20 protein-coding genes are annotated in these 18,297 nt (G+C 60.7%); 8 read left to right on the top strand and 12 right to left on the bottom strand.

Annotated elements, in window-relative coordinates; all coding sequences use genetic code 11:
- The 4 genes from LH19_RS25090 to LH19_RS25075 are packed head-to-tail and all read right to left on the bottom strand — an operon-like array spanning position 1 to position 2,035.
- Positions 1-801: a type-F conjugative transfer system secretin TraK gene (locus LH19_RS25090; RefSeq protein WP_054734393.1), complete on the bottom strand. Its 801-nt coding sequence runs from the start codon at positions 799-801 to the stop codon at positions 1-3.
- Positions 798-1,364: a type IV conjugative transfer system protein TraE gene (locus LH19_RS25085; RefSeq protein WP_054734390.1), complete on the bottom strand. Its 567-nt coding sequence runs from the start codon at positions 1,362-1,364 to the stop codon at positions 798-800. The genes LH19_RS25090 and LH19_RS25085 overlap by 4 nt, the downstream gene beginning before the upstream one ends.
- Before the next feature lies 1 nt (position 1,365).
- Complete coding sequence (gene traL, locus LH19_RS25080) at positions 1,366-1,656, bottom strand: type IV conjugative transfer system protein TraL (RefSeq protein WP_054734387.1); 291 nt, start codon at positions 1,654-1,656, stop codon at positions 1,366-1,368.
- Between the two features lie 58 nt (positions 1,657-1,714).
- Positions 1,715-2,035 (bottom strand): hypothetical protein, encoded by a 321-nt coding sequence (locus tag LH19_RS25075; RefSeq protein ID WP_054734384.1) that lies wholly within the window; start codon positions 2,033-2,035, stop codon positions 1,715-1,717.
- 399 nt (positions 2,036-2,434) lie between these two features.
- On the opposite strand from LH19_RS25075, the gene LH19_RS25070 reads away from it, so the two are divergent.
- Both LH19_RS25070 and LH19_RS25065 read left to right on the top strand, forming a co-directional pair.
- Positions 2,435-2,851 (top strand): hypothetical protein, encoded by a 417-nt coding sequence (locus LH19_RS25070; protein WP_145923670.1) that lies wholly within the window; start codon positions 2,435-2,437, stop codon positions 2,849-2,851.
- A 143-nt stretch (positions 2,852-2,994) separates the two neighbouring features.
- Positions 2,995-3,489 carry a hypothetical protein gene (locus tag LH19_RS25065; RefSeq protein WP_082396377.1) on the top strand — a complete coding sequence of 165 codons (495 nt, stop codon included), beginning with the start codon at positions 2,995-2,997 and terminating at the stop codon, positions 3,487-3,489.
- Between the two features lie 40 nt (positions 3,490-3,529).
- On the opposite strand, the gene LH19_RS25060 is transcribed toward LH19_RS25065, so the two are convergent.
- Positions 3,530-4,351: a lytic transglycosylase domain-containing protein gene (locus LH19_RS25060; protein ID WP_234716230.1), complete on the bottom strand. Its 822-nt coding sequence runs from the start codon at positions 4,349-4,351 to the stop codon at positions 3,530-3,532.
- A gap of 218 nt (positions 4,352-4,569) precedes the next feature.
- Here LH19_RS25060 and LH19_RS25055 point away from each other — a divergent pair, with 218 nt between their 5' ends.
- Positions 4,570-5,865 (top strand): hypothetical protein, encoded by a 1,296-nt coding sequence (locus LH19_RS25055; protein ID WP_054734378.1) that lies wholly within the window; start codon positions 4,570-4,572, stop codon positions 5,863-5,865.
- Between the two features lie 386 nt (positions 5,866-6,251).
- On the opposite strand, the gene LH19_RS25050 is transcribed toward LH19_RS25055, so the two are convergent.
- The 4 genes from LH19_RS25050 to LH19_RS29895 all read right to left on the bottom strand — a co-directional run bounded on the left by LH19_RS25050 (position 6,252) and on the right by LH19_RS29895 (position 9,932).
- Positions 6,252-7,112, bottom strand: a complete 861-nt coding sequence (locus LH19_RS25050; protein ID WP_054734374.1) for a nucleotidyl transferase AbiEii/AbiGii toxin family protein — start codon at positions 7,110-7,112, stop codon at positions 6,252-6,254.
- Positions 7,109-7,777 carry a type IV toxin-antitoxin system AbiEi family antitoxin domain-containing protein gene (locus LH19_RS25045; protein ID WP_054735388.1) on the bottom strand — a complete coding sequence of 223 codons (669 nt, stop codon included), beginning with the start codon at positions 7,775-7,777 and terminating at the stop codon, positions 7,109-7,111. The genes LH19_RS25050 and LH19_RS25045 overlap by 4 nt, the downstream gene beginning before the upstream one ends.
- Positions 7,778-8,172: 395 nt before the next feature.
- Positions 8,173-9,273: an alpha/beta fold hydrolase gene (locus LH19_RS25040; protein WP_054734371.1), complete on the bottom strand. Its 1,101-nt coding sequence runs from the start codon at positions 9,271-9,273 to the stop codon at positions 8,173-8,175.
- A gap of 77 nt (positions 9,274-9,350) precedes the next feature.
- A complete protein-coding gene (locus LH19_RS29895) occupies positions 9,351-9,932 on the bottom strand; it encodes a TetR/AcrR family transcriptional regulator (RefSeq protein ID WP_054734368.1) in 582 nt (193 codons plus the stop codon).
- 138 nt (positions 9,933-10,070) lie between these two features.
- Here LH19_RS29895 and LH19_RS28215 point away from each other — a divergent pair, with 138 nt between their 5' ends.
- The 3 genes from LH19_RS28215 (at position 10,071) to LH19_RS25025 (ending at position 11,616) form a co-directional block, all read left to right on the top strand.
- Positions 10,071-10,316: a TIR domain-containing protein gene (locus LH19_RS28215; RefSeq protein ID WP_082396376.1), complete on the top strand. Its 246-nt coding sequence runs from the start codon at positions 10,071-10,073 to the stop codon at positions 10,314-10,316.
- A gap of 248 nt (positions 10,317-10,564) precedes the next feature.
- Positions 10,565-11,029, top strand: coding sequence for a mobile mystery protein A (locus LH19_RS25030; protein WP_054734364.1), 465 nt, complete (start codon positions 10,565-10,567; stop codon positions 11,027-11,029).
- Complete coding sequence (locus LH19_RS25025; RefSeq protein WP_054734362.1) at positions 11,026-11,616, top strand: mobile mystery protein B; 591 nt, start codon at positions 11,026-11,028, stop codon at positions 11,614-11,616. Before LH19_RS25030 ends, LH19_RS25025 begins: the two co-directional genes overlap by 4 nt.
- Before the next feature lie 105 nt (positions 11,617-11,721).
- On the opposite strand, the gene LH19_RS25020 is transcribed toward LH19_RS25025, so the two are convergent.
- A complete protein-coding gene (locus LH19_RS25020) occupies positions 11,722-12,864 on the bottom strand; it encodes a tyrosine-type recombinase/integrase (protein ID WP_054734357.1) in 1,143 nt (380 codons plus the stop codon).
- Positions 12,865-12,947: 83 nt separating this feature from the next.
- Between LH19_RS25020 and LH19_RS25015 the strand changes: the two genes are divergently transcribed.
- A complete protein-coding gene (locus LH19_RS25015; protein ID WP_322787419.1) occupies positions 12,948-14,012 on the top strand; it encodes a hypothetical protein in 1,065 nt (354 codons plus the stop codon).
- Positions 14,013-14,014: 2 nt separating this feature from the next.
- Here LH19_RS25015 and LH19_RS25010 read toward each other — a convergent pair whose 3' ends face one another.
- Positions 14,015-14,998: a ParB/RepB/Spo0J family partition protein gene (locus LH19_RS25010; protein WP_054734352.1), complete on the bottom strand. Its 984-nt coding sequence runs from the start codon at positions 14,996-14,998 to the stop codon at positions 14,015-14,017.
- 227 nt (positions 14,999-15,225) lie between these two features.
- Positions 15,226-16,431 (bottom strand): AAA family ATPase, encoded by a 1,206-nt coding sequence (locus LH19_RS25005; RefSeq protein ID WP_054735384.1) that lies wholly within the window; start codon positions 16,429-16,431, stop codon positions 15,226-15,228.
- Between the two features lie 558 nt (positions 16,432-16,989).
- Here LH19_RS25005 and LH19_RS25000 point away from each other — a divergent pair.
- Positions 16,990-18,297 (top strand): replication protein RepA, encoded by a 1,308-nt coding sequence (locus tag LH19_RS25000; protein WP_054734349.1) that lies wholly within the window; start codon positions 16,990-16,992, stop codon positions 18,295-18,297.

The raw sequence follows: 18,297 nt of genomic DNA, 5'->3' as shown, positions 1-18,297 counted from the left end.
TCACCTTCCAGTCTGGGAAACGAGGTAGGCGGTGGTCGCCTTTCCGGGCGGCAACGTCTTCTCGGCGACCGAAACCGCAAGCGCGCTGGCCGGCGCCACCATCGCCTCGGTCAGTTCGACGGCCCGATCGCTCTTGTTCTCGATACGGAGAACCTTCCCCGAGAGGTCCGCTCCGCGATACTCGGCCACGAGCTGAACCTTGAGCGGTCCGACATTCACGGGCGTCAGACTGCGCTGGCGCATCTCGTAACCGTCGACGATCGCCCCCGCGTACATCGCCTGGACCAGCTCGATGGCCGCGTCCTGCAGGCCACGCGATTTCGCAGGCCCTGTTTCGGCCAGACGCTCCTTCGCGATCGCGGGATTGGAAATGAAGACCTGGACCGCCTGGTCGCCATCGATCCGGCAGACGAATTTATAGACATATCCGCGCTTGCTGGTCGCGAAGAACGAGAGCGCCGGTCGCGCGAAGCCGTCGGGTACCGACAGATAGATATCGCCGCGCACCGGCTCGTTGACGACCGAGAAATCATCCGCCGGATTACCGGTCGAGATTTTCGAGACCGATGCAAACTCGTCTTCGACCAGGCTAATTCGGGTGAGGTCGCGCGCCGACGCCGTGCAATCGACCTGGCTGCTGTCGGACGCCATCACCGTCTGATCGGCCCAGGCGGGCGCAGCAGAGACCAATACGGCCGCGGCCACGAGGCCGGCACCGGCATACCGGCTGAGATGGCACTGGACGCGCGAGAGGAGGAGGGCGCCGGTCGCGACGCTGCCGATGGCGATCAGCGAGATCATATGTCCCTCCCCTTGACGGGCGTCACCATCCCGAAGCCGATGAGCTTCAGCGACAGCCCGGAATATTCCCAATCGTACCGGAAGGTCCGGTTCTCGCTCGAAATGACCTTGTTCCCGACAATCGTGTGCAGTTCGCCCGTCACCTCGGAGCGCAGGTTCGCCGTGTCGATTTCCATCTTTTCGATCGTGAAGAATTGCGCGATCGACGATCCGCGCTGCTCGCTGACGATCTTCAGGAGCTCGGCCTTGACCCGGCCCTGCATCCGCGGGGCAGTGATCTCGAGAACCTCGTTCATCCAATATTCGAGGTTCTGCGGGCTCCGATCGAGCGTCAGTACGACGGTGTCGCGCGTGATCATCTCGAGATACTCGCGGCTGACCCCGGCGGAGCTGACCGTCAGCGGCGAGCGCAGGATCGGCTGGAGCACGACTTCGCGGTCGCGGGAAACGGCGACCAGAAACAGTCCGACTGTGATGACGGCAAGCACGGCCGCGGCGAGAGCCAGCAAGTTGCGCTGCCGGAGGATACGCTGGCTGTGCGCATGGCTGAAGGAAAGTTCCATGTCAGCCCGCCATCAGACGCAGATATGAGGGTGGCGTGGCTCTCAGACCGGTGAAACCGGACGGAAAATGCCAATAGGCCAGATGCAGAAGCCATGACGTCGCCCGGCCTGCCTTAGCTTTCCTGAGACCCCACCAGCCTGCACCCGAAAGAAACATGCCGATAAGGATATGCTGAGACAGGACCCCCCATGCGAAGGGGATGACCATCGCGAGGAACTCATCCAGCGTCCACAGCCCGATCAGCTCGGGATCGTCCAGATGAGTCGGAATGACGTACTTGTCCGCGGCCATTGCACCACCCTCTCCTTGGATCGGTCGAAGCTGCCACCTCGACCGGTCGCGGGACCTTTCAGATCGTTGCCGTCACCGTCGAGGTGACGATCGGGATTCCCGTGCCGGCGCCGACGCCGACGCCGACGGGGATCGCGATTTGCCCCATCGAGAAGCGCCCCGAGGCGAGCGCGACAATGCCGCCTGCCAGCGAAAGGACGGTGATGATCTTGCCGCCCGAGCCTTCGAGGAAGTCGGTGAACGTGTTGAGGGCCGTGTCGAACGTCGTGTCGGCGCCCGCGAAGGCAGGGCCGGCAGTCCAGACGAGGAGAAACAGGACAAGCAGAGCAAGGGCGAACCCCAGCTCCAGCTGTCCAACCTTGTTTCGGACAAATTGCATGGTGGATTTCCTTCACATCAAGACGCGACCGAACCGCGCCCATGAAGAAGCTCACCAATCGTTCCCCATCGCGACAAGCGGTCCTCGGGCCGGCAACTCGAATCGACGGCCGCGATTGTGATTTTTCTTTCTCAAGAGGCAGAATTCGGGGCGCTTTGCCCCGCAATAAGGGGCGGATTACCCCTCGGGATGGGGCGAGGTGGCCGCCTATCCGGGGCGCCATGCCCCGCAATTGCGGACAGACGACCATCAGGGTAGATTCGCGGACGCAGACTCGGGTTTTGTTAACCATTTGGCGTTCAACAAAGCGCGATCGAGGCCGACGCTTGCCGGGGGGCGTGCTGGTAAACAGGGTCAAATGGGAACGTGGCGTTTATGACCGCTGACGCACGAGACTATATGCTCGAAATCTCTGAGCTCCTCTTCCGGCTCACCACGGAGAGCCTTCGCCTGCGCTCCAACGAGACCCGCTCATATGAGAGCCTTTCAAACCTGACGCTGTACCTCGCGAGCGCGAACCGCGACATGGCGGCGCACGACACCGACGTCCTTCGCCAGCATCTGAAACTCATACCGGCGGCAGGCGACATCTGCATAAGCCTCTCCTTGCCTCCGAGCTGCGTGGACCGGCTCGAGGCGATGCGGACCGGCCTCGAGCCAAGGATCGGCCATGCGCTCGCATCCGAGGCCGTACTGTCCCTTTTGCTCTTCGACTATGTGGTCGAACAAAAGGCGGCGCGCGTGCTCGAGACGCTCGGTTTCGGCGCATGCGACGGCCTGGAACACCGCGGCGGCGACGCCCTCTTCTCGCACTGACAGGCAGGCCATCGACGCCCGCCGCGAGTGCCAATCTGGCCCAAACCGCGCTTGCCAAGCCAATTTTGCTGTGATTGTCTAAGGTTAACGGAGCGGCATTGGGGGTCGAAATGTCATCTCTTGCCTGGATTGAGGCGTAGATCGTGGACGCCGGGGAAAGCGGGAATCCGCTCCGCGACTATGTTCCGTTGATCCTCGAATCCATGGCTGCGCAGGAAACGGCGCAGCGCGCGCTCGCGCAGAAGACCGGGATCAACAAGACCAGGCTCGGCCTCCTCCTTCACCGCGATCCCGCCAAGCGGTCCGTCATGACCCAGCCCGAACTCGAAAAGATCCTGCATGCGCTGGGGACGAACATCCTGCAGGCCTATACCTGCCTCGAAACCTTCGAGGGTCTCGATCTCCTCGATCGTCAACGCTACTCGACGATCATCTCCATGCTTTGCGACATGTTCGCCGATCTGCCGCGCAAGATCATCGAGGCGCTCGACGGGATCAACGGTATCGACGGATCCGAGGTGAAGCGGGACTGGGGGGCGCCGCTTCAGCGCGCCGTCGTGAAGAAGGTCGCCGAAGAGGTGGTGAAGATCCGCGAACGACGCGCGCGACTCACCGACGGCGATGATTTCGAACTCTAGCCGCCGGACCGCGCGGCGCATGGGCGGCGATCGGCTGACCTCAATAGGTCCAGACCGCGGCGGTTCGCTGCCTGATCTCAGGCACGATCGATTCCCTCGGCACATTGCCGTCCGCCGGAAGAATGGCCACCTGACGCTGAACACCGCTCAGGCGCCCCCAGTTCGAGAGGACGTTGACAACATAATCCTGCGTCTCGCGAATGCGGGGGACGAGGCCACCGCGAACTCGCCCCGGCCCCGCATTGTAGGCAGCGAGTGCGAGGTGATATTGGCCGAACCTGTCGAGCTGCTGGCGCAAATAGCTCGCGCCGCCCCGCAAATTGCCTTCGACACTGTACCGATCCACCCCGAGACCCGCCGCCGTCGCGGGCATCAGCTGCGTCAGGCCGAAAGCGTTCTTGGGAGAAACGATGGTCGGGTGATACCGGCTTTCGCGAATGATCATCGCGTCGAACAGCCCGACCGGGATGCCATATTCGCACGCGATTCGGCTCATCATCCCATAATAGGATGCGCGGCGCAGCTCCGCGTCGGACCCCAGAAATCCGGTCGGCCGATAGCCTGGCGAGGTGCAGCCCGGAACGAAGCCCCACGTCTCGCCCGAGAGCACCGAACCGGGCCGCATCCACAGGGGCACGGAGATGGCGGACACGGGCGCCACAAGCGCGGGCCATTCCGGCTCCGCAGCGATCGCCTCGGCAAACTGGCCGCCAGGCAGCGCCCGCAATCTGGCCTGCATCTGTTCGATCAATCCTGCTTTCGGCCGATAGGCCAGCACCTCGGCCCCGACCCTCGGCGTCGCATTGTCCACCGCAGCGCCGGACGCGCCGCGCCCGCGCGATGCGCCGGCTGTGTCGCCCATCAGGATCAGCTCCGCGCGCCGCGCAGTCCGTGGTTGGCCCTCCTCCGCGTGGACAGCCCCGGCCCAGCATGTCGCGAGGCCCATCAAACCAATAATTGTTGCTCGCATGACGCGGCCTCCCATCTGCCAGTCACAAAGTGGAGATCAGGGCGCGGCGGTCTGTCAATCCGGCGGGGACAGGCCCCCGCAGAGCGGGACGAGGTCCCAAGAGGCCGCCGATGTGGCTGATCCCGAGAAACAGCGATGGCTGTAGAGGCGGTAGAATAGCCCTCCCCGCGCTCGTTCGGGAGGCGCTTGTGCGATGGTATGTCGGCACCGGTTCGCGCGCCGATGAAGACGCCGGTATCATGCTCGTCCAGCAGGCCCGGGTCGGTGAACGGTGGATCGCCTGTGATTGCCTGGCCGATGGCGAAGCGCCGCCGATCCTAACGCCCGCCTTCTTGTCCGAGGCCGACACCTACTATCTGCGCCGATTGACGAGCGCCAAGCGGCCCGAACACCTTATGGACTGTCCCTTTTTTCGCGAACAGGCGACCAATCGCCTGTCCGAGGTGCGGACCCAGGACAGCCCGGCCGAACCCCCGATCGGATATTTCGAAGTTCTGCGTCCGGCACCGGAGCATCTGGCTCAGCGTCCGGACACGGACACGACCGACGATAGGACGCGCCAGGGATCGATCCCTCGCCTCGCGCGCCTGCTCTGGCGGCTGCAGGCCTTGTCCGGGCTCAATTATTGCCCATCGCTGTGCGAGGAGTCCCCTGAGCGTTCGATCACGCGCGAGTTTCAGCAACTCGCGTTCGCCGCGGCCCGCGTCGAGATCGCGCCGGGCATCGCGCTCGGCCGCGCCTTCTGGACGCATCCCCAGCCGCTGCACAGCAAGCGCGTCTATGCCGCGCTCCGCGCGCTCGCGCCGAGATGGCCACGCGGCCACGCCCCCCAAGCCTTTCTGGCGCTCTATGCGCAAAACGTCCGCGGCTCGACCATCGAGGTTGCCGACGGCGATCCGGTCGTCCTCGCCAATCGGGTGCAATCGCCGTCGATCCGCGGTAACCGGATCAAGGGCCCCTATCTGGTGCTCGTTGTCGCAGGCCAATATCCCGAGGCCCAAGGCTATGCCGCGCTGCGCGGATATGCCCAGCCGATCTTCAAGGGCAATCGGTTGGTGCCCGTCGATTCCGAATTCGAGCGTCTTGTCCTTGGCGAGCTTCTGACCCTTCGGCGGGACCTAGATCGTGCGGGCTGGGACCTCGCTATCGAGAAACCGCTATTCGACACGCTGACGCCGCTGGGATCCTGCCGGCCCGACTTCATCCTCGAGGCACGCGATCGGCGTAGCGGGGAAATGCGGCGCATCATCGTCGAGGCGATGGGGACGAACGACCCGGACTATCTTGCATCCAAATCCGTCACGCACCCCCGAATGGCGCAAATTGCCCCTCTTGCTCTCGTTCACTCGGAAGACCTTGAGGGCGGCCGCATCCGCGAAATCGCCCGCTGCATTTTGGCTATTTAGCGCCCGCGCGCTCATCCAGGAATTTTACCTATATTTTCTGCTCAGTGATTATAAACATAATGCCGGATATTCGATTAACCGGCCTTGCCCCGTCGCCGATGATCGCTAGGCAGCTCCTCTCCCATTCCAAAAAAAGGCGCCCGCCAGATTCGCATCGGACGGGCGCCAGATGAAGATTTCTGTCCTCGTCAGAGGGAGAACTCTTCTGGGTCGCACAGCGCGGTTAGCGCTGCCGCGCGATCCGATATTGGACGAAAGCGCCAAAAATTCCTCTGTCGGCGTTCCATTGTGTTTCATCGGAACAGAGCAATGCCCCAAGCTATCGCTCGTTCCTGAGCCCTGAATATGCAGAACTGACCTGTCAGGGGAACCCGTCTCCGCTGCAGTTAGTTGGCGAAGTCGTCCTTTAGCTTGTCGACTTTCGCCAAAAAGAAGTCCTCGCTCCAAAGTTCGGCCATCTTAGATTCTTCGGGGCGCAGGAATCGGCGTACGTCCTCAAAGGCGAGTCCCCAGTCGATTGTCATGATCGCCGAACGCAACACTTCGCGCAGCCATCGCATGTCGACGGCAAGACTGCCCTCCCCCACCCATGGCCCCGTTTGCATCAATGCCGATTGGAGGAGCGGTAGATTAGGTGTGACCCCCTTGGAGACGTACCAGGAAAAATCGAACCAATCCCTCCCCTTCAGGAACCCTCGGCAGAGAAGCGCATGGACCTTGAGGGCAAAATTGGACTCGAGATCCTGATGCCTCACCAGATAATCCAGTGGGAAATCGAGGAAGCTCGTCGCTTCACCGGACCCCGAAGGCGGGTTCGTGTCGATCTCGAGCTTGATCTTGATTGCCGGGCTCAGGCCGCGATCGACGAATTTGAGGTCCAGTTGACGGGCGATCGAATTATCTTTGAGGACTGCCTCGCGGATGGCGGTATCCATTCGGTCCCGAGGCTTCACTTCCAGATCGAGACCATACTCGTCGAAGACATCCGCCAATACCTTCAAATAGGGCGACCAATCGAAGGCGGAATCGGGTTCCCTCAGGATGAAATCCAGATCTTCGGAGAAGCGCGGCAACCCGTGCAGGATTCTCAGGCTCGTACCGCCCTGGAAGAGAGCAACATCGAAGAAGTCCGCTCGCCAGAGCGCGTAAAGCGCGATTTCCTGAAGAATTTGCTTGAGCGCGTTCTCGCGGCCGACAGGTGTTTCGGTGTTGGCTTGATCCAGCTTTTCCCGGATGAGCTCGATCAATGGAGTTCTGCCTTCATAGACAAGACCGCGCTCCTAAGATGATCCAGAAAGGCGATGACCGCCTTATGTTTGTAGACGAGCTCGAGAGCGGTGAAATCCCTGGAGCGCAGGGTTCGCAATTGCGCCTCGTCGATCCGCATGCCGTCAAGAATCCATCCCAAACCCGACCACCGCTCCTTGCGCAAAGCGACCAGATCCATCAGCGCGCGCAGTGGATTGGCAACGAGCGCGGGCCGGCTTCCCATAGCGGCCCGTTTTACATCGACCAGAAACTGGTAATCCTGAAGCGCGAGCGGGTGGAAACCGAAATGGCCGAAGATCGGCACGTCGTAGGAGATCGTCTTGCGACCTGGCGAGACACTTGCCGTGGTAAAAACACCCTCCGGGATCCAGCCATGATGCGAAAGCGCCGTCTCGAACGAAACATAGCTGCCAGGCCGAAGCGCCTGGGCAACGACAAACGGATGGATCAACTCGCTTCGATAGCGCCTGTCGAGCACATAGCTCCCGCGCTTGAGCCGATGAAGCGCCCCCTCCTTCAGGGCGCGGTTCACCAAACCGTAGCGACGAGCGTCGCTTCCCCCGAGCACGTCTTCCAGTTGCCGATCGCTAAAGATCCGATTGGCCAGCCCGGCCTTCGTCACCATGGTAGAAAGCGTATCCACAAAGTTCCACATACTTCCAAAATTCGGAAGTTTCAAGAAATCTTTGTGGATGCGCCGCGTAGCTGAATCTTTAATCTTCAGACGATCTACCCGCAACCACGCGGTCGACGAAGCAGGTATAGGCCGCGTCCCGCTCGACGCCGAACTCGCTGCAATATTTGAATTTTCCCAAATATGGTTCCTTGACGTCGATGCACTATGCTAGCCGCGAAGTGACGAAGAGGCTTTCCGAAAGCCGGGTTCGCTAGCCCCTGATTTATGACGGGACCTGGCCGATCGCGGACGGCCCACTTTTGGGCGAAAATCGCGAAGAGCAGACCACGTTCGCCAATCAGTCTGCTATGGCAAATAGCGACCGGTTACAGACGTTAAACGGCGTTTTGTGATGACCACGTTTACTGACAGGGGTTTTGCCTGCTCGCTCTATAGCAGGCGGCCCAATCGGCAAATCGAGCGATTCGCTCCCAAAAGAGGCCGCGCGTCGCCGCAAAGTTATGCATGTGACTCATCCGTGGACAGACAAAGATGTCGACAGAGGGCGCCGAGCGATATGCGCGAGGCTCTCCAGGCACATCAGCTGTCGTGTCTCGTTCACCCATCCCCACGAGTACCGGAACAGTGATTGCGGCCGCTTCGGGCGCCACCGCTCCTGGCGTTAGACAGCTCTGAGCTACGGCGCCGGGTGTCGTTAATGAGCCCCACGGTTGGCAGACGACGCCGACCTGTTTAGCAGGGTCATGGATGTGAAAGAAACGCGCAAGATCGATCAGGGCCATTTCTTTCATTTCGGCATCATAATCGTCGGCGAAATGAAATCCCCAAAGCATCGGATGCTCGGCCGTCCCCGACGTGGGGTCGCGCATTGCCATCTTGCTTTTGAAGTTTTCGACGGCACCAGCGTTTACCACAACAGGAACTGCGCCGTGAAGCAGGGTGTCGCGTGGAAGCCATGGCGCGACGATCGGCTCAGTCCCGGGGCGCACGGGAGGATGGGTATGCACTGCCGAATAGCCGAGCACCGCAACGCCATCGTAGCAGTGGTAGCGTCCCTGCTGGATGATAGTGAGACAACCTCCCATCGATTGGCCGATACCGATTTTGACCGGATCGACAATCTTTGGGAATCCCTCGACTAATGCGCCCTCCGCTAGAAGACGTAACACTTCAGCCTCCGCTGCCATATTGGCGGCCGCCGTCGTCGTATAGTCGAGTATTGCAGCGTCGTGGATGCTCGAATCGCCGACGCCGAGATGATCGACCGAGACAAAAATCCAGCCGCGCTGTGCGTGCCAATCCGCCTGCGCTCCGCGGGCGGGGCCGGGCAGATCGACCGTGTAATAACCGCGGGAATAACCGCCGCCCGGTTTCGCAAAACAAACGATGGGCGCGGACGGCATTGTAGACGGATCGGGCAGCGTGATAGTTACGGCGACGTGCGCGTCCTGCCCAAGTTCGGCAGCAGCCGTCACATCGATCTTCATGTCGATGGCTCGCATTTGCGCATTCTCCCCTATTTTTTCGCCACACGAATCGTGTCCACAGGTGTGGACATAGCCTCATGTTGGGAGTGTGGCTAGGGGGTGCGATCCACTACCTGTTGCAATTGCTCGGCTAGCCATTGAACCGTTGTGTCGGAGTCTGTGTCGGAGTCGGCTTTGAGATCGAGTATTCGGCTGTACAAGAAGTATCCACTACATATCATCGATATGCGCACCGCCAGTTTCCTCGCGTCAGTACAGCCCAACCAATCAGCGATTGGCTTGACAACCTGCTGTTCCATCAGGCGAAGAGCGATGGCTCGCGAAGTGGGGTCGGACGTTGCAAATATCAGCATCTGGACGGGTTGAACCTCCCTGCCGCTCTCACGCGAAAAAAATGCTGCGGCTCGTGCTCCGAAAGTTTCGCGAGATCCGTCCAGGAGTGGGCTCACGTCCAGTGTTTCTGCCAGCGCACGCTCAAACAGGCGCTCTTTCGGTCCAAAATAGCGTTGAATGAGGGTTGTATCGCATTCGGCGATCGCGGCGATCGCTCGTAGGCCAACATCCTTATAGCCTCGTGAGGAAAACGCGTGCTGAGCTGAGGTCAAAATCCGAGCGCGTGTCGCGTCGGCGGTAGACGGCTTCCGCTCTACTGCGTCCTTTTGATCCAACTGCATTGAGCTACGGTAGCCCGCCGAAGGAAGGATTGGAATTTTTTTCCGAGCGTTACGGCTTCATTGAGGAAACAGATTTCGTTCGATGGCCGATTGCAGTCGGTCTGCTCTCAGGGAGTAAAACTGAAAAGCCGCCCTTCTATGCCGCGATCACCGTCGGCTACCTGCGTGCTCGTCGGCACCGAGACCTGGTCCCGCGAATGGGTCCGCTACGAGATCTCGCGCAGTCTCGCGCGGGGGAATGGCCTCGTTGCGGTCCATATCGACAAATGTGAATGCCCGCGCACGGGATTTTCGCTGGCTGGGTTCAACGCGCTGGCCGCGGTGGTTGCAAAGGCCTTCTCTAGGCTTCGTCATGCCGCTCGATACCGGTACCGCCCGCTATGACTGGAAGCTCGATGACGGATATCGGAATCTGATTCGCTGGACGAACGCCGCAGCTAAATCCGCAGGTCACTAGTGCGTTCCTCCGACTATCTGCCATAAGGCATTTCCAGGCACCCCGCGCGCTACCACCAAATTCCGCTCACTCATTCATAAGCAAAGTCCAAATTCTTGCTCATACTGGAGTGTTCCTCCAATATTGATATGCTCATATATATATGTTATCTATCTCCCGAAATGGACATATATATATGAGCGAAAGTCAAGCCAAACTCGCCCGTAAAAGCCTCGATAAAAAGCTGAAACCGCTCCGCGATGAGCGGATCGTCACGCCGCCACGCGGCTGGACGAAAGCAATTCGGGAATCGCTCGGCATGACCACGCGCCAGCTCGCCGCGCGGATGAACGTGGCTCCAAGCCGTGTGAGCGCGATCGAGAAGGCTGAAACCACCGGGGCCGTCACGATGAAGACCCTTCGGGATACCGCAGCCGCCCTCGAATGCCAGCTGGTCTATGCCTTCGTCCCGACCAAGCCGCTCGACGAGCTTCTCCACGATCAGGCGGCCCGCAAGGTCCGCAACGAGATGATGCATCTCAATCATACGATGCGCCTCGAAAATCAGGCGGTGACGCCAAGCGATCTCAACGATGAGGAGCGCCGGCTGATCGGCGCGTATCTGACGACGCTCAATCGTCGCTTATGGGACACGGAATGAGCGATCCTCTTTTCGAAGGGGATGACGACGCGAACACACCGCTCGAAGCGGACGAACGCGAACAGCTCATTCCGTCCTATATCACGACCCGCGCCGAACTGAATGAAGCGGAACTCGCGAACATTGCCGACGCGGTTCGCTGGCTGGGCTCGCGCAAGCGCGACATTCTCGATCGAGACTTTCTGAACACGCTGCACAAGCGCATGTTCGGCGACGTCTGGAAGTGGGCCGGCAGGTACCGGACGACGCCGCGGAACATCGGGATCGACGCCTATCGCATCGCGGTCGAACTGCATCAGGTGATCGACGACGCCAAATACTGGGTCGAGCATACCGCTTTCCCGCCCGACGAAATCGCAGTGCGGTTCAGCCACCGCGTTGTGGCTATTCATCCCTATCCGAACGGCAACGGGCGTTTCTCGCGCCTGATAGCTGATTTGCTCGCTATTCAGCTCGGCCAGCCACGCTTCACATGGGGCCGGGTCAATCTGGTCGATCCGTCCAAGACGCGAAAGGAATATATCGCTGCGCTCAAAGCCGCCGATACTGGCGACTACGACCATCTCATCGCCTTTTCGCGCGCCTAGGCGCGCATCAATATGGCTTCTCTGAAGAGCGAGACCCATCCCCCAACGCCCACGGTTCGAGAACTGCCCCCTCCTCCAGTGACCCGGCGGGCCGGCCGGCCAGCATCATTCTTCCCTGAACCGCGCCGCCATGCGAGCACTGGCACCGCTTCTTGCCGCGAGCTTCTCTCCGTAACGCATCACCGTCTTGGCATCGCGCCACCGGTACGCCTGCATGATCGCCGGCAAGCTCTCACCTGCGGCAAAATTGTCCTGCGCGACGCCCACCCGAATGGAATGACTCGACACCGCGGCGATCGCCCGCGCGACGTCCGCTTCCGTCATCGCACCCAGCAGCTTCTTGTCGAACGCCTGCCGGATCAGCCGCTTGTAGATCAGCGTGATCGAGCCGGGATGAAGAGCGCTGTCTCCGACACCCCGGACCGACCCGTCAAAATAGGTCTCGACGCGCCGAAAGAGGGCGCCCCGCTCGATCCGCGCCGCTGTGCGCCATGCCTCGACGGCGCGCATGGTCATGGGCGACAGATAGGCCAGAGCCCCCTGCCCTTCCTGGTCCGTCTTGCTTCGGCCAATTTCGACAATCCCGGCACCGCCATCGTCGGCCTCCTCGATATCGTGGACCATCATCGCGGCAAGCTCTGACCGCCTGCATCCCGTGTCATAGGCGACAAGCAGGAGAGCCCGGTCGCGAACGCCCAGGAGGTCGCGACGGGTGGCCTTGAGGAGCGTGGAAAGGCAAATCCCCATAGCCGGGCTATCGAAATCGCTGATATCCCCCTTGAACCGGATCGCGCGGGCCTGACGCTGGCGGGTGCCGAGGAGCTTGCGCGCCGCCTTATGCTCGAACCGGACAAGCGGCGCGGCCGTCGGATCTCCGCGGCCAGCCATCCGGTAGGCCCAGCCAATATTGACCAGATAGCGGGCGATCGTTGCCGCCGCACGCGGCGGCGTCGCCTTCGCAGCCGCGCTCTCACGGTCCTGGCCGGACAGGGCGCGAACATAGGCCGCCACCGTCTCGGCCGACGCCTCCCCTGCCCGCACGCGCAATCGGCGGCACCATGTGTCCCAAAGCTTCAGATCCGACAGGAAGGCGCGAATGGTGTTGGGCGACCAGGCCCGCGCCGCGGCTTCGACCAGCTGCGGGTCGACAAGTTGGCGTTCCGGAGAGAGCTGCCGAACCTCTCCGACGACCTCGTCGAGGCGCGCCGGCGACGCGGAAACGATGCGAGAGAGAGCCGTGGTCGCCATCGCCGCGCGGTTTAGCGCGAAACAGCCTTATATGATAGAGTCATGATAACCGTTCATTATCACTACTAGGTGTAAGAGCATATTTGACTAAAACCCGATTTAAGTTAAAAGAATACATGGCGATCACTGCACCGCGCGGCCAATTTGGCCCCGAATATAGCCCGCGGCTTGCCACCTCCGTTGCCGCCTGCGCCAGCGCCATATCCCGTCTGGATGCCCGGATTCTCGTCAGTTCTGTCGCTCCGGCATGGCGCCGCCGCGCAGCTTGGGCGGGCTACGCCAAAGCGCTCCAGCTCCAATCCGTCGAGATTGACGAAATCGATGTTTTTTCCTGGATTTGCGGGCTCAAAATACCCGGAAGGCCATCGCTATCCTCGACGCTCAATCCGTTCGAAGACTTTCTCCCGTGGCAAATCGCCCTCAATGACCCCGATCCATTCGCCTGGCGCGACGCGAGGCCGATCGCATCGTCGGAGCCCGCGGGAGCAGCCGATCATCCGGTCCTTGTGCGCGCGCTCGAACAGCTTCGGCGCGATTGCCGGCTCGACCGCTCGATCATTCCCTGGCTAGGTCTTCCCTTTGCCTTGCGCGATGCAGGGGCCTGCGCGACCCCCCTCCCCTGTCTCGCCGGCGGCGTGAAAGGCTTTCGCCTTCGCAAGACAGCCGAGCAATCCGATTGGGCCGCGGTTCTCAATTCGCTCGAATCAGCCGCGCGGACAGGTCTGGAGCGCCTGCACGATCTGGAGCGCGTCTATCGCGACGCTCAGCGCGCCATTGTCGCCGAGTACAGGCCAGGGGCACTTCCCCGGCTCCTTGCGCTTACCTGCTTCCAGCCCCTGCTCGGCCCGCAATCCGTGGCCGATCGGCTGGGCCTGAGTGTCGCCGGCGCCAGCAAGCTCCTCGAGCGCGCGGCAAACATTGGCCTGCTCGTCGAGATCGTCGAGCGCCGGAGCTGGCGCCTCTTCCTGTCCGCGGATCTCGCAGTTGCATTCGGCTTCGCTCAGCCCAAGAGAGGGCGACCGCGATCGGAGCCCCCTCCCCTGCCCGCAGATCGCGCTATCGCCGAGGTCTTCGACGATTTCGACCGACAGATGGCGGAGATCGACGCGCTGCTCGGTCATCATACTGGCACGCCCGCGAGCCCGTAGTATTAGCGCGCTTCGAGAATTCCCTCGATGACGCTCAACAGCTCTTCGTTCGATGCGCCGGTTTTGGGGAGCACCTTGAGAGTCAAACCGCCCCGCGCAGTCCGGGTGTAGCGCAATATGGCCTTTCCGCCCTTGCCCTGGACCTCGATCTCGCTGTCCGCGCTCGCCTTCTGGGACAGTGTCGATTTCACGAGCCGCTTCGCAACTTCCGGCCCGCTGAGCCGCACACCCAGATCATCGCGTTCCGCGATAATTTTCGCGGCTTCCTTGGTCATGGTCTCCAATGCGCGTTGTTCGCCGGTCAGCGGCTTGATGTCGCGAGCCACCCGGACGGTAATGTCGTGGCGATCGGAGAATGCGGCGATGATCGCCTCGGGCAGCCGGACGACGTCGAGCAGGCGGCTGAGCCAGGACCGCGAGATGTTCAGATGCTCCGCCATCTCATTCTGCGAGCCGTTGTAGAACTCGGTGAGCGCGCGCGAATATTCGACACCCCGCTCCCAGTCCGTGATGTCCTTGCGTGAGCGGTTCTCGATGTCGGAGACGCGGAACGCCTCCTCGTCATCCACCTTCTGAATAGTGACCAGATACTCATATTCCGGATGATGGTGATCGCGCAGCCACTGAACGGTCCACCAGCGCCTGACACCGGCGATGATTTCAAAATCGTGATTCGGGTCATCCTTCAGGCGGCGAACGATTGCCGGGATGCGCTGCTTCTTTGCTGAGAGGAACGCGTCGATCAGATCGCGGCAACTCTCTTCAGTGAGGTGGTCGATGTCGCGGTTGTGCAGGCGCCAGGGGCGGCATCGCGCGGGATCAACCCATTCGGTACGATCGGTCACCATCTTTCCGGATGCGATACGTGCGAGGGTCTGGCTGCGGCTCGCCATGATGCCTTCTGCCGGCGCGACATCGTCGAGCGCCTCCGCTTCTTCCAGCCCTTCGGTGAGGCTGCTTCCAAATCCGCGATTACCCTTTGCCATACTCAATCTTTCCGTTTCGTCCCGCCATTTCCCCCACAGTTGCCACGTGGCAACTGCTACTTCGGCGGCCGTTCAAGGCCAGTTTTTGAACCCTAGTTGCCACGTGGCAACTGCAAGGGTTTCGAGCCATTTCTTTCAACAATCCGCCGCACCAAGCTTAGTCGGAAAACACGATTATCTTATTGTTTCTATTTGCTTTTTGTTCGACGTTGCCACGTGGCAACTGGTCACCGCAACGCCCCTGCCCTGCTGGACCAAGTGCGCAGTACTTCCGCCTCAATATCCTGGCAAACATCGGTCAAGAGACGCACGCTGCGGTTGTGAACCTCATGCGACGTCACCGGGCGATCGAGCTCGAATACCGTCTTCATCCGCGAGCTCGCATTATCGATCTCTGCGCTGGTCCTGAGAACCGAATTTATCATCGAGCCCCCAAACACCTGGCGCATCATCGTGAGGATTTCGCGATGCATCGACTTGCTGTCGTCGACGCGGCTCCCGACAATCTTGATGAAATTATAGGCAGGCTTTGACCTCCCCCCCAGCTTCTCCAGCTGCGCCATCGTCGTGCGCGCCATGTCGATGAAGGAGACCGTCGAGGCGAAATCGATGACGCTCGGCGGCATCGGAATAACCATTGCATTTGCGGCCTGGAGAACGGCCATCGACACCATGCCGAGCGCCGGCGGCGGATCCATGATGACGACGTCATAATCGTCCACCACCTCGTCGATCGCATGCGCAATCATGTCGATGATATCGAAGCTCTGGTTCTGCGCCAGATAGCCTGCAATCTCATATTCGAGATTGTAGAGCTTCAGGTTCGCCGGAATCAGGTCGAGACCATGGAAGTGGGTCTTGCGGATGATCTTGCGCACCCCAAGCAGCTCCGGATTGTGGAAATGCCCGTACAGGGTGTCATCTTCCCCCAGGTCCACGTCCGGTCGATAGCCGAACATCATCGTGGTACTCGCCTGGCTGTCGCAGTCGATCAACAGCACGCGGTAACCACGGATCGCAAAATGCTGGGCCATATGCAAAGCGATCGTCGTCTTCGCGACGCCGCCTTTGAAGTTCGAGATCGAGATGATCGCTGGCGTATCGGTCGGCGACCTCCAAGGACGCGTGCCGAACACCTCGCGCATCTGGTCGAGTTCTTCGAGCGAGTAATGCACCCGGTGCCCCGAACCCGTCCGTCCTCGCTCCGGCAGCCGTCCATCCCGCTCCGCCTCTCGAATGGCCGATGCCGTCCGACCGACCAAGGCTGCGGCCTTGGAGATAGGGTAGGTGGGGCCCCTTTTCGTACCGGTCTCCGGATCGAGTGCGCCATCCCGAATCCTTTTCAGGATCGTGAGCGCCTTCCGATGTAAGGTACCGAGATCATCGCTGAGGAGATCGTCCGCCTGCACATCCATTGTTGGTTCTGTCGCCATGTCCGCCATTTCTTGTGAGATCGAAGACGCCTTTTAGCGGTGTTGGCAGTTTCGAGCAATAATTGTCCACCAATCCTACAACTTCACCGATGATCTCCGAGCCTTTTTCAGCTAATAGGACTCCGGGCTCGACACAGGACCGATGATCTCGGAGCCGATTGGTGTGGATCGAAGAGGCGAGGGGAGGGCAGAGACGAGCATCACCTTCAGGCTCGGCGAGCGCCGATATGACCCGTCGCCAGCAACCGATGATCTCGGTGCTAAGCCGATGATTACGGTGCGTTTTTCCGATGATCTCAGAGCGGTTCCAACCGATGATCTCGGAGCCCATACCTATAGTATCTGAATCCCTATAAAAATCCGATTCGCGAATCGCTTTTTGAAAGATTGATTGGAAAAAAGGGCTAACCGGCCCGAACCGCTCTGACATCATCGGTCGGTTTGGAGGTTTTACCCCCAGAATATGGGCGAAACTGCCAACAGGCTTGCTTTCGTCGCCCAAAGCTGTTGATACCGGGGCTCATGAAAGGCCCCGAGATTCGGGGAAGGGCGACAAACATGAGCGGGGACACATCAAGGCCGATAGGGCATCAATATGCGCTAGCCATGCTCGATGGCGGTGAGGCCAAAGTCCGTTCCGTCGCACTAGCCGCTGGCTCCCAACTTACCATGGACGCCTTTCTTCGGGTCCAGGACGAAGAACCAGTTCCTGCGTTTCTGCATTCGGCCCTCTGCGCCATGTCACTCCCCACCAAGCGGCCCAAGGACGATACCCAGCCGATCATCCGCGAAGACGGACGATATGCGCTCGCGATCAACCCGCGCCCGGTGCTGCAGACGGTTGATGGGAAGTCGGTGTTCAAAAGCCTCGGCGTACCCTTTGGGTCCTACCCCCGGGTCGCGCTCATCTACCTGCTCTCGCAAGCAGTGACGAAACAGTCCCGCGACGTCTACCTCGGCCGCAATTTCACCGAGTGGATGCGCAGACTCGGGTATCAGACGGTATCCTACGGTCCGCGCGGCACCGCCAACCTCATGCGCGAACAGGTCGACCGCCTTTTGGCCTGCGAATGGCAGATCCGTTGGGATGGTCAGGAGTCCGGCGACAATGCGTTTGCGGTGCGAGACGTCAAAATCTCGAACGAATATGCCGGTTCACTGGACAAAAATGGCGCCTTTGCGCGCGAAATCCGCATGTCGGAGGCCTTCTACAGCCACCTCGTCGACCACGCCGTTCCACTGAACGAGGTCGCGATCCGCGAGCTGAAGGGCATACCGACCGCTCTCGATCTGTATACCTACCTCGCCTATCGGCTGCCGCGGATCACCAGCGACAAGGGCCAGGTGATTTCTTGGGATCAGCTCGCCAAGCATCTTGGCAATGAGGCAGACAGCAAGCGGTTCAGGCAAACCGTCCGCGAGACTATGCAGATCGTCTCTGCCGTCTATCCGAACGCCAATGTCGATCTTTCGGGTCGCAAGGTCATTCTCCAGCCCTCGCATGCGCCCCTCGAACGCAAACTTGTGGGCCCGCATTTGCGACTCGTCGGTTCGGCTGATGCAGAAACGGCTCCGAGATCATCGGTGACAAGGGACGTGGCTGGCGCAAAACCGAAGCCAGCCGCCGAGTCGGCGCCGCTGCTTCCCTTTCCCTCGGGATCGCTAAGCTACGGAGACCGTGAGAAAAGGTTCCGGGCGGTCGGTGTCGAGAAAGGGAAGCCCTGGTCCGTTGATACGATGGCCGCAGCCTTTCGGGCGGGCTTTCCGGATATCAAGAGACTTCGCACCGACACGGAGTGGCTTCGCGTCTGGGAAGCCTTCGTAGTGCGTTACGCGGAAAGGCGCGAGGCGAACGGCGCGGATTGA

Source organism: Sphingopyxis macrogoltabida, assembly GCF_001314325.1.
Lineage (GTDB): Bacteria > Pseudomonadota > Alphaproteobacteria > Sphingomonadales > Sphingomonadaceae > Sphingopyxis > Sphingopyxis macrogoltabida.
The sequence above is the reverse complement of the archived record's forward strand: the minus strand, read 5'-3'. Positions and strand labels throughout refer to the sequence as shown.

Coding starts and splice junctions, on each gene's coding strand:
- LH19_RS25090 (WP_054734393.1), bottom strand. CDS start 801: ATGATCTCGCTGATCGCCATCGGCAGCGTCGCGACCGGCGCCCTCCTC.
- LH19_RS25085 (WP_054734390.1), bottom strand. CDS start 1,364: ATGGAACTTTCCTTCAGCCATGCGCACAGCCAGCGTATCCTCCGGCAG.
- traL (WP_054734387.1), bottom strand. CDS start 1,656: ATGGCCGCGGACAAGTACGTCATTCCGACTCATCTGGACGATCCCGAG.
- LH19_RS25075 (WP_054734384.1), bottom strand. CDS start 2,035: ATGCAATTTGTCCGAAACAAGGTTGGACAGCTGGAGCTGGGGTTCGCC.
- LH19_RS25070 (WP_145923670.1), top strand. CDS start 2,435: ATGCTCGAAATCTCTGAGCTCCTCTTCCGGCTCACCACGGAGAGCCTT.
- LH19_RS25060 (WP_234716230.1), bottom strand. CDS start 4,351: ATGGGCGACACAGCCGGCGCATCGCGCGGGCGCGGCGCGTCCGGCGCT.
- LH19_RS25055 (WP_054734378.1), top strand. CDS start 4,570: ATGTGGCTGATCCCGAGAAACAGCGATGGCTGTAGAGGCGGTAGAATA.
- LH19_RS25040 (WP_054734371.1), bottom strand. CDS start 9,273: ATGCGAGCCATCGACATGAAGATCGATGTGACGGCTGCTGCCGAACTT.
- LH19_RS29895 (WP_054734368.1), bottom strand. CDS start 9,932: ATGCAGTTGGATCAAAAGGACGCAGTAGAGCGGAAGCCGTCTACCGCC.
- LH19_RS28215 (WP_082396376.1), top strand. CDS start 10,071: ATGCCGCGATCACCGTCGGCTACCTGCGTGCTCGTCGGCACCGAGACC.
- LH19_RS25030 (WP_054734364.1), top strand. CDS start 10,565: ATGAGCGAAAGTCAAGCCAAACTCGCCCGTAAAAGCCTCGATAAAAAG.
- LH19_RS25025 (WP_054734362.1), top strand. CDS start 11,026: ATGAGCGATCCTCTTTTCGAAGGGGATGACGACGCGAACACACCGCTC.
- LH19_RS25020 (WP_054734357.1), bottom strand. CDS start 12,864: ATGGCGACCACGGCTCTCTCTCGCATCGTTTCCGCGTCGCCGGCGCGC.
- LH19_RS25010 (WP_054734352.1), bottom strand. CDS start 14,998: ATGGCAAAGGGTAATCGCGGATTTGGAAGCAGCCTCACCGAAGGGCTG.
- LH19_RS25005 (WP_054735384.1), bottom strand. CDS start 16,431: ATGGCGACAGAACCAACAATGGATGTGCAGGCGGACGATCTCCTCAGC.
- LH19_RS25000 (WP_054734349.1), top strand. CDS start 16,990: ATGAGCGGGGACACATCAAGGCCGATAGGGCATCAATATGCGCTAGCC.